Source organism: Clostridium sp., assembly GCF_036642255.1.
Taxonomy (GTDB): domain Bacteria; phylum Bacillota; class Clostridia; order Clostridiales; family Clostridiaceae; genus Clostridium_J.
Map to the genome: position 1 here is coordinate 57,211 of NZ_JAVWDJ010000020.1, position 10,698 is coordinate 67,908.

Here is a 10,698-nt window from a genome sequence, read left to right on the forward strand (position 1 = left end):
TTATATATTCTTCAAGTTATATATTTTGTGTAATTGTTTTAGTATCCATTCCTATAGGTCCTGGTTGATCTAGTCCATTACAATTAGATAAAATGCCTGCACCAATTATTGATACAGTGAATAATAAAAATGAACAAATTTTAAAAATTTTTCTCAAAATTACAACCCCCTCATATACTTCATGTTATTATTATAACATGAAGTTACATGGGCAGTAACTCCTATTTTTCTTTTCATAAAGTTACACTAATTTCATTGCTTCTCTTAAGTAATATTTATATTCATCACTATCTTTACTTTCTATAGTTAATGATAATAACTTTACATATATTTTCAAAGCCTCATCTTTTTTACTCATTTTATTAAATAAATTTATCATTTTTAAGTAGGTATTTATAAGTTCACCATTTCTTTTTAAGTCAACATATAACTTCTCTAATAACTCATAACTCTCTATTATAAATTCATAGTCATTATGGGTTTCTGCAAGAGCTATAGTTTTATTAATAAGCTGCAGGGCTTCTTCTATGTTTTCTTGTTTGATAAATATTTTAGCTTTATTAAGTATTGTATGAGAAAGGTTATAACTATCCTGTTGAAGTCTGATAGCTTCTGCTTTCTCTAAATAACTTAATGCTTTATCAAAATCATTAACCTCAGTATACAAAACTCCTAAACTGTTATAAAGATAACCTAGATATAAATTTTCGGAGTCATGAATTTTATTAATTGCATCAGTAGCTGTATCAATTGCTAATTGATATTCTTTGCTTAGGATATAACAATTAACCTTTAAGATAATTGCTCCCATATATTCTTTAAACTCTACCTGGATATCACATAACTTTATGTAACTATTTATGCAACTTAAAGCTAAATCAATATTATCAAGCTTTTGATAACTAAATGCCATGTTGTATAGGCAATTTTTCTTATTCTTTATATCTCCATTTACGGTGCAATACTCATAGCATTTATTGAGATACGTTATTGCTTCCACATAATTTAGCATCATAATCTTGCATTTACTTAATTTATTATAAATAAAGGACTTCTCTTCACTTTCACCATGAACACATTCTAAAATTTCATAATAGTAAGTAAAGGCCTCTTCGTATAATCTTTTATCATATAAATCATTAGCCTTCAAAACATATACTTTAGGTATTAATTCTTTGATATTATAATCTTTTATCAGCTCTATTATTAAATCAATATCCTCAATAGATAAATCAGAAGCTAATTTTTCGTTACAAAAATTTATAGCCTGCTCTTTTGCTGAAGTCAACAGCCACTGTTCATCTATCTCTAGCTTTATTCCCATTTCATTAGCTTTTGTCTTAAAGATTTCTATAAGCTTTATAGCTACATGTTTTGGCAGCTTTCTTTTACCATTTTCAATCATACTAATAAAGTTTCTAGAAACCCCAACACTATTTAGTTCTTCTTGCTTTATCTTTAATTCTTTTCTTAGTTTCTTAATTTTTTCACCTGTATCAAGAAATTTCACCAATCTCACCACCTTATTCTTATATTGTAATATCAAATTAATTTGATTATATAAATTCTATACCCTTAAATACTCATTAAGTAATCTCATAAAAATATATTAAAAACTATTCAAATTTGTACATTTGAATAGTTAGATTAATTATATTATAGTACTTATTTTCTATATATTTCAACTTTTTCTTAATTCTTATAAGATGACCCTTGATTATAGTCATCCCGAATTTTATTAAATAGCTCTCTCAATATTTATCTCCATAAATTTATAGTCTAAAACCTTATTCGTATTTATTATAACTAAGAATATCTTTTAACTCTTTTCTTACTTTCTTTCTTGGTTTTTCAGTTTTAGGGTACCCAATAGTTATCACAAGTGCTATAGCCTTCCCTTTTGGAATATTTAAAAGTTCTTTCATTTCTTTTTCCTTAAACCATCCTATGATGCAAGTACCTAACCCCTGTTCTGCAGCTGCAAGGCATATGTGCTCCGTTGCAATTCCCACATCTAAAATAGTATAATCCTTGCCTTTTATCATACCACCAACCTTTGAGGTTATATTAGGCTTTTCAAACACCGCCACTATAAAGGCTGGTACTTCTAAGGCAAATTTGTTCATACGAATTAACGGATCATACACCATGTTACTAAGCTTTTTAGCAGTATTCTCCTCATCCACCACAATGAACTTCCATGGCTGAGAATTACAAGCTGAAGGTGCCATTCTTGCCGCTTCAATACATATTTCTAACTTTTCTCTTTCAACCTTTTTATCTAAATATGCTCTAGTACTTTCTCTTAAATTAACTAACTCTTTAAAATCCATAATAAACCCTCGCTTTTTCTTATAAATTTAACTCTATTTTCAATATAAAACTGTGATATTTAAACCCTATAAATATTTATATTCCATTTATATATTTTTATAATTAACGCTACCTTACCGCAGTTTAATGAACTACTCTTCTATTAATCTTTTACTTCTAAGTTCTATTTATATTATAGCAAAGTTTACTGATTTACTTTCTTTTTATTGACTATGTTATAAAATAATGTTGAAAATTTGCATAAATTTAGAGGGTGATATTTTATCACCCTCTAAACCACTTTTAAAGAAAAATGTAAACTAAGAATTATATTATAATCTACATCTATTAATCGCTTTCTTCATTGGTTTCACGTTTATATTCTAAAATATCTCCCGGTTGGCAATCTAGTATCTTACAAATAGCATCAAGGGTGGAAAAACGTATTGCACTTACTTTCCCTGTTTTAATATTAGAAAGATTAACATTTGAAATTCCAACTTTTTCAGCTAATTCATTTAAAGATATTTTTCGGTGTGCCATCATTCGGTCAAGTCTTAAGATAATTGCCATTGCCTATCCTCCTTAGAGTGTTTCATCGGATTGCTTTTGTAGTTCAATTCCATAATCAAAAATTAAAGCAAGACAAAAAACAACCAAGCCTAATGAGAAAATCACCCCACCAAAGGATATGAAGGTGGTTATTTTTTGACCATTTTCTAGAATCACAGGGCGTAATACATCAACTATTTTTATTGATATAAAATGTACCGGTTCAAACATCAAGAGAAGTAAGGATAGGATTTTCAATTTTTTCACATTGTTACTGTTAAAAGGGGTATACTCCTTCTCTATGGATTTTAACAACATAGAAACTACAGCAAGAATGCCTATCATTAGAAAAACTGTAATAGAAGAAGCAAATAATGCCATCATTTCCCTTAGCAATCCAATGTTGTTATTAACAGAGAAACCTGTGATTGTAAAATATACTGCATACGTTACAACTGCTATCATTAGCACTCTAACAAACATTAGCATTGCTTTGCTAATTTTTTTTATTTTGATACTATTTTCACTCATAGAATGAACCTCCTTTACTACTATATTTTTATTATAGCATCAAAATAAACGTTTATCAAATATTATTTAATGATAAACATTAAATTTTTCATATAATACAATAATTAATTCTCTTTACTAATTTAAAATATATCCTTTTTATTTAATGCTTCCCAAGTTAATTTTATTTAAATACTTATACACTTATACGCACTTGTGAGGTTAGCAGGCTTATCAGTGAAAAAATGTTTAATTTTTATATCATATTTCTAAATTACTGTTTAAAATTTCTATGAAGTGTACTAAACTATATTTATGCTTTTAACCATATTTATAGGAATCAATTTGAGATCTATACTTGTTGCTTAAGCTAACTTAGTTTCCTAAGGTTTTTTAGGTATATAAATGTTTAATTTTATACTAAAAACCATTTAGGAATTAAACTTACATATAAAACTACCATGGTTACTTTTAGGCTTTTGACATTGTACAAATTTAACTTCCATCATGAAAACCTATAGTAAACCAAAGAATCAGGAGGAACAACAAATGAATAACATTTTAGAATTAATTAAAGACAGAAGAAGTATTAGAAAATACTTACCAGAGCAAGTAAAGGATGAAGAATTAAACCTTATTCTTGAAGCTGCTATATTTGCTCCAAGCGGTCATAATGATCAGCCTTGGCATTTTACTGTAATTCAAAACAAGGAAATTCTTGATGATATGAATTTAAAATCAAAGGAAGTTATGAAAAAGGCTTCTACTGATTGGATTATAAAAATGGCTGAAAATGAAAGATATCACATTTTCCACAACGCTCCAACAGTGATAGTAATCTCTGGTGAAGATAACAGTAACAGTGAGTTACCTTACTGCCCAATGGCTGATTGTAGTGCAGCTGCTCAAAATATGCTACTTACTGCACAAAGCTTAGGATTGGCTTCTTGCTGGGTAGGTCTTACAACCTTTTTATTTGAAGATAAAGAAGAAGTTAAAAAACTTAACATCCCTGAAGGGTACACACCACAATTTGTAATAACTCTTGGATATTCTGCAATAACAAAGGAACTAAAACCATTCCCAAGAAGAGAAAATGTAGTGAACTTTATAAAGTAATAGGTGTAATTTTTAAAATTTACTAAACAAAAAGCTTTGCTTAGTGAAAAATTGGCTAACCAAATTATTCAACTTCATTATGTATTAAATAATATAAAAAATAACTTCTAGCTTGCGTTATTCTCCAATGAGTTTAACACTAGCTAGAAGTTATATTTTTTAGAATAAATTGCTTAACAAATAATTCTAATAGATTTTTTCATACTGAAAAATCCTAAAAAGCCCTGAAAGTGGCTTAAACACTATATATTCTTATATTGTTTTATTCTTATATTTATAACAACAAAACAATATTTATTTAAATCTTCTATATATCTCCATAGGTATATTTATATATAAATAGTTAGTGTGTTCATCTTTACTACAGGTCCCCTGGTTTCTAGTACCATTGCCAGTTTTAAACAAAACTTCATATAAAACATCAAGACTTAACTTCCCAAAACCCCATACTTCATTTGGATATATTTTATCATCATCCTTCACTGTTCCAGCAACTAGTAAATTCTTTAGCTGAGGTGGAAAAAGCTGTGTGAAGTTTTCTTGCACTATTCCCCATTGATAGATTAACGCTATTGCCCCAGCTAGTATGGCACCTGCCATAGCACTCCCAGTACCCAGTATTAATGAATCATTTAACCCCACAGTTACCAAATTCACTCCTCCAATTGCTAAGGCTGGTTCTATTTTCCCATTTCTTGGATAACCCCTTCCTGAACTTTCTATAATAGTATTATTTATTTGATTATAGCAGGAAGTGGATATTATATTTATTGATGAGCACGGAGTTACTAAGGTTGTATTGGGATCAGGATTTAAAAATCTGGTGTCTTCCTTTAATAACTCTGATTGAAGAAGCCATGAGTCATATAAACCATTAATAATAGATTCACCAAAAAGGCTTATTTTCCAAACTCCTTCAAAAACACTTTTAATTAATATATTTAAATTTACAGAACCATTTATTCTTTCTTGTGCAAAATACTGAATGTCGATGTTATTTTTCTTAAAGGTCAAATATTTATTTTGTTCTTTAATTGTTGGTACGGGAATTTTAGTTATACTATCTCCTCCAGGTGAGGTTATGCTGAAATATATAGTATCTGGTCTTCTAATATAAATTATCATACTTAAAAAATTTTGAGATTTACCTACATTTATTAGAATATCCTTTGTTTCTCCTGTATCCTCAATTACTCCACTGGTATGGGTTTCTCCCCTTCCTTGGTTGCCTGTATTTGTAACTACAGAAAAATCTCTCCTATCTGTTAAATTTTCAATAAACCTTTCCAATATGGTACCACCATCACGACCACCGAAATTACTGCCTAGAGGTAGATATACTACCATTGGTTTCTTAAGCTTTGCTTGTAAATTAGAAAGATAGTTAATTGCTAAAGCAATGGTTGAAACTTGATACACATTTTTCGCGTCCCTTTCTATCCCTATGGATTCTAAGGTTGTTTTTTTTATGTCCTTTATTTTCATAATGGCAAATTCGCATTTAGGTGCTATGCTCTTTAGTGTATCTCCCTCTCCTAAATTTCTACCTCCAATGATGCCAGCAAGGGCTGTTCCATGACCAACTTCATCTTTATGATCCACAATTTCATAGGGAACTCCACCCTGAACCTTAGTTTTTATTGCTTCAGTTATAGTATCCTTATTGTACTCCGTTCCCAGAGGAATAACTTCTGGGTTTGGTCCTGTACTTATAGTTTGATCCCATATTGCTACAACCCTACTTTCACCAGTTTCTGCAATGAACCTAGGATTTAAGTAATCTATACCAGTACCAATAATTCCAACTATTACCCCTTCCCCATCAAGAGGAATACTGTTGTCATAGATAGAAGCTGCCTTACTAATATCCTTATCTGTCACCAGTTCAGAAAGAGTATATATAAAATTTTGTTGAACACCAATGATTTGTGGCACTCTTTCGATTAAGGCATTTAACATCCCCTTTTGTACAAATAATATTGCAAAGAACTTCTGAACAATATATGCATGGACATAGCCGATGTTAGTTAGTGCGAGTTCTATATCGCCAAAGTATTCTATAAAGTAAGTTTCATAATTATCAGCTGCGTAATAGTACTTAAAGTCTTCTTCAGATAAAATATTAATACTTTTTTCACCTAGCTCCCTAGGCGTATAAATGTGATCATGAAAATCATTATAATTCATAATATCCCATCACCTTAATACACTCATTTACTTACATTATACTTATTTCAATTTATTTAGTTCTTCTATTTCCTTCATTCCTAAGAAACATGTTTTCTTCGACTTTAAAAATATTTTGGAAGCGTCAAATCTTTGAGCTTCGATAAGTGCCAGCTCTTCAGCTTTGGGAAATTGCTTTGGTGTACCAAAATTCTTTTATGAAGAAAACTTATCTTATTTTCAAAGGCACTTTGTTTCGTATAAATCTGCATTATGCATTGTTAGACATAAGTAACTTGCTGCGACTTTAATGGCTTTTTTTAAATCTTTTATATATTTCCATGGGTATATTTATATATAAGTAATTCAAGGATTCATCTTCAAAGAAAGGTTCATGATTTCTAGCATTACTGATATTACTAGTTCTAAACAAAACTTCATACAATTTATCAATACTTAGCTTTCCATAGCCCCATTGATCATTTGGATATATTCTGATATCATCTCTTATTGTTGAAGCAATTAAAAAGTTCTTCACCCTTGGTGGGAAAAGCTGTGTAAAGTTACCTTGTACTATTCCCCATTGATATATTAATGCTACTGCCCCAGCCAGTATTGCACCAGCCATGGCACCACCTGTACCAAGGATTAAGGAATTATCTAATCCAACAGTAAGTAAATTTACTCCTCCATTTGTTAATGAAGGTTCAATTTTACCATTTCTCGGAAGTCCTCTTCCTGAACTTTGTATAACCGTGTCGTTGATTTGATTATAGCAGGAAGTTGTAATTATATTTATTGCCGTACAAGGAGTCAACAAGGTTGTGTTAGGATCAGGGTCTAAGAATCGAGTGTCCCCTTTTAAAAGTTCTGATTGAGGTATCCAGGAATCATAAAGGCCGCTGACTATATAATCACCAAAAAGGCTTATTTTCCAAATCCCTTCAACTGTATTTTTAATTAACATATTAATACTTACTGATCCAGTTAAGGTTTCTTGTGCAAAATAATCAATGTTAATACCATTTTCCTGAAAGGTTAAATATTTTCTTTGTTCATTAATTGAAGGTATAGGAATCTTATTTATATTAGCTCCACTAGGGGAGGTAATACTAACAGATACAATATCTGGTCTTCTGGTGTGAATTGATACATTTAAGGAGCTTTGTGCTGGTGCTACATTCACAAAAATCTCCTGAGTATCTCCTGTAGCCTCAATTATGCCACTGGCATGAGTTCTCCCAGTCCCTTGGTTACCAGTATCTGTAACAATCGAAAAATCTCTTCTTTGTGTTAAATTGTCGATGTATCTTTCAACTATAGTTCCACCGTCACGACCACCGTAGTTTGTGCCAAGGGGAAGGTATACAACCATGGGCTTTCTTAACCTTTGCTGCAAGTCAGAAAGATATCTAATTGCTGAAGATATAGCTGTAGCGGAATACACATTTTTAGTATTTGGGTCTATCCCTGATAATTCTAGGTCTTCTTCTCTTGCTTCTTGTAGCTTAACAATAGCAAATTCACATTTTGGAGCTATGCTTTTAAGCCTATCCTCCCCCCCTAGATTCCTACCTCCAATGAGACCTGCTATGGCTGTTCCATGGCCAACTTCATCTCTATGAGCTACAATTTCGTAGGGGGTTTCTCCAAGTACGTTAGATCTTATTTCATTATTTATGTCGGCTTTACTGTACTCTGTGCCATAAGGAAAAAACTCTGGAGTAGGTCCGTTATTTAAACTTTGATCCCAAATAGCAGCAACTCTACTTTCACCAGTTTCTGTTATAAATCTAGGATTTAGATAATCTATACCCGTACCAATAATCCCCACTATGGTTCCCTCCCCATCAAGAGGAATACTATCAGTATACAAAGGAGCTTCATTACCTATATCACTGTTTGTTATAAGTTCTGAGAGAGTATAAACAACATTTGGTTGAACACCAATAATTTCAGGAACATTTTCAAGTAAAGTGTTTAGCATTCCTTTCTGCACAAATAAAATTGCAAAAAACTTTTGGGGAATATAAACATCTGCATAATCTATGTTAGCTATGGCTGAAGATATGTCTCCAAAGTATTCAATAAAATAGGTATCATAATCCCCACTCAAGTAATAGTTATTAATATTTTGTGCAGTTAAAGTATTAGTAGTTCCTGGACCTAATTCTCTACTCTCATAAGTGGGATAATCTAAATCTTTATACTTCATAATATTTTATCACCCCAATATATTCTTTTACTCATAGTATATTGCTTTTAAGGTAAACCGTTCTTATGTGCACCTAAAGTCATAGAAAAAGAACTACAAATAGTTGTAGTTCTTTTGTGCTTTAACTCTATATTATATTAATTTCATAAGTCTGGGTTTTTATCTCATTAATTTGCTTCTGAAAATAGCCAATAATCAAGGTGTATTTAGACATAAATTCCTATAATTAAGCCATATAGCTAGGGTTTGTTATTAGAAACTATATGGTATGTGTTTCCAAAGTTTGTAATAAAATTCATAAAAAACTGCTCCCCGAAAGTAGCATAATCATTATATATTCGTTTTACTTTATATCAGAAATGCTTATATTTATAAGAGTGTGTGATTTTTATTTAAGCCTTCTGTATATTTCCATAGGTATATTTATATACAAATAGCTAGTTGATTCATCCTTACAGTCCGCTACATTGCTTCTATTAATAGTAATATTGCTCTGATTATTACCAAATGTAGTTCTCAATAAAACTTCATATAATTTATTGAGGTTTAACTTTCCAAAGCCCCATTCATCATTTGGGTATAGCTTATCACTATCTTTTTCTGTTGCAGTGATTAATAAGTTTTTTAACCTCGGAGGATAAAGGCCTTGGTAATTTCCTTGCACTACTCCCCATTGATACACTATGGCTACAGCTCCAGCTAATATGGCTCCTGCCATAGAAGGTCCTGTTCCAAGTATCAGTGAATTATTTAAACCAAGTGTTAGTAAATTTACTCCTCCAATTGTTAAGGATGGTTCTATCTTTCCGTTTCTAGGAAGTCCTTTTCCTGAACTTTGTATCACCGTATTATCCATTTGATTGTAGTAAGCCGTTGCTACTATATTTCTTGCTGAACCAGGACTTAATAAGGTTGTATTAGGGTCAGGATTCAAAAATCTAGTATCTCCTTTTAATAGCTCTGATTGCAGAATCCATGAATCGTATAATCCGTTAACAATATGCTCTCCTAAAAGACTTATTTTCCAAACCCCTTCAAAAGTATTTTCAATTACTATATTTAAATTTACAGAACCGGTGATTCTCTCGTGTGCAATGTATCGAATTTTTATGTTATTTTCCTCAAAAGTTAAATGTCTATTTTGCTCCCTAATTGAAGGTATTGGAATCTTATATAGCCTATCTCCTCTAGGTGAAGTTATGCCAAAGGATACAATATCTGGCCTTCTAATATAAATTGCTATACTTAAAGTTTTTTGAGCGTTGTCTATGTTTATGAGAATATCTTTGATATCTCCAGTAGCTTTAATTATTCCACTAGTATGGGTTCTTCCACTACCTTGGTTGCCAGTGTTTGTAACTATGCAAAAGTCTCTTCTTTCCGTTATATTGTCGATATATCTTTCCAATACGGTACTACCATCCCGAGCACCAAAATTAGTGCCTAAGGGTAGATATACCACCATTGGCTTTTTTAGTTTTAGCTGCAAATTTGAAAGATACCCAATTGCTGAAATTATATTAGTAAGCTGATACACATTTTTAGTCCCTATTTCCATCCCTGCTAATTCCAAAATACTATCCCTTACTTCTTCTAACTTCACTATAGCAAATTCACATTTAGGTGCTATACACTTAAGTCTATCCTTTCCTCTTGGTCTTCTCCCTCCAATGATACCAGCCAAGGCCGTTCCATGACCCACCAAATCCCTATGGGGTACAATTTCGTAGGGATCTCTTCCCTGAATCTTAGCTTTTACCGCTTCTGTTATTTGATCTTTATGGAACTCAGTTCCATAGGGAAAAATTTCAGTATGGGATCTT

Annotated in this window: 9 protein-coding genes; 1 reads left to right on the top strand and 8 read right to left on the bottom strand. The window is 31.3% G+C overall.

Annotated features, from left to right (window positions below; all coding sequences use genetic code 11):
• Nucleotides 1–16 precede the first annotated feature (16 nt).
• The 5 genes from RR409_RS12260 to RR409_RS12280 form a co-directional block, all read right to left on the bottom strand.
• Nucleotides 17–157 (bottom strand): hypothetical protein, encoded by a 141-nt coding sequence (locus tag RR409_RS12260; protein WP_332558049.1) that lies wholly within the window; start codon nucleotides 155–157, stop codon nucleotides 17–19.
• A gap of 84 nt (nucleotides 158–241) precedes the next feature.
• Entirely contained in the window at nucleotides 242–1,510 is a 1,269-nt protein-coding gene (locus tag RR409_RS12265) for a helix-turn-helix domain-containing protein (protein ID WP_332558058.1), read from the bottom strand.
• A gap of 277 nt (nucleotides 1,511–1,787) precedes the next feature.
• A complete protein-coding gene (locus RR409_RS12270; RefSeq protein ID WP_332558050.1) occupies nucleotides 1,788–2,333 on the bottom strand; it encodes a nitroreductase family protein in 546 nt (181 codons plus the stop codon).
• A 328-nt stretch (nucleotides 2,334–2,661) separates the two neighbouring features.
• Nucleotides 2,662–2,886 (bottom strand): helix-turn-helix transcriptional regulator, encoded by a 225-nt coding sequence (locus RR409_RS12275; protein ID WP_332558051.1) that lies wholly within the window; start codon nucleotides 2,884–2,886, stop codon nucleotides 2,662–2,664.
• Nucleotides 2,887–2,898: 12 nt separating this feature from the next.
• Entirely contained in the window at nucleotides 2,899–3,396 is a 498-nt protein-coding gene (locus RR409_RS12280) for a DUF2975 domain-containing protein (RefSeq protein WP_332558052.1), read from the bottom strand.
• 528 nt (nucleotides 3,397–3,924) lie between these two features.
• On the opposite strand from RR409_RS12280, the gene RR409_RS12285 reads away from it, so the two are divergent.
• Complete coding sequence (locus RR409_RS12285; protein ID WP_332558053.1) at nucleotides 3,925–4,494, top strand: nitroreductase family protein; 570 nt, start codon at nucleotides 3,925–3,927, stop codon at nucleotides 4,492–4,494.
• Between the two features lie 294 nt (nucleotides 4,495–4,788).
• Here the strand turns inward: RR409_RS12285 and RR409_RS12290 are convergent, their stop codons facing one another.
• The 3 genes from RR409_RS12290 to RR409_RS12300 form a co-directional block, all read right to left on the bottom strand.
• On the bottom strand, nucleotides 4,789–6,681 hold the full coding sequence (locus tag RR409_RS12290; protein ID WP_332558054.1) for a S8 family peptidase: 1,893 nt from the start codon (nucleotides 6,679–6,681) through the stop codon (nucleotides 4,789–4,791).
• Between the two features lie 286 nt (nucleotides 6,682–6,967).
• Nucleotides 6,968–8,875: a S8 family peptidase gene (locus tag RR409_RS12295; RefSeq protein ID WP_332558055.1), complete on the bottom strand. Its 1,908-nt coding sequence runs from the start codon at nucleotides 8,873–8,875 to the stop codon at nucleotides 6,968–6,970.
• 388 nt (nucleotides 8,876–9,263) lie between these two features.
• Nucleotides 9,264–10,698 (bottom strand): S8 family peptidase (locus tag RR409_RS12300; protein WP_332558056.1); only part of this gene is annotated, 1,435 nt, incomplete at its 5' end.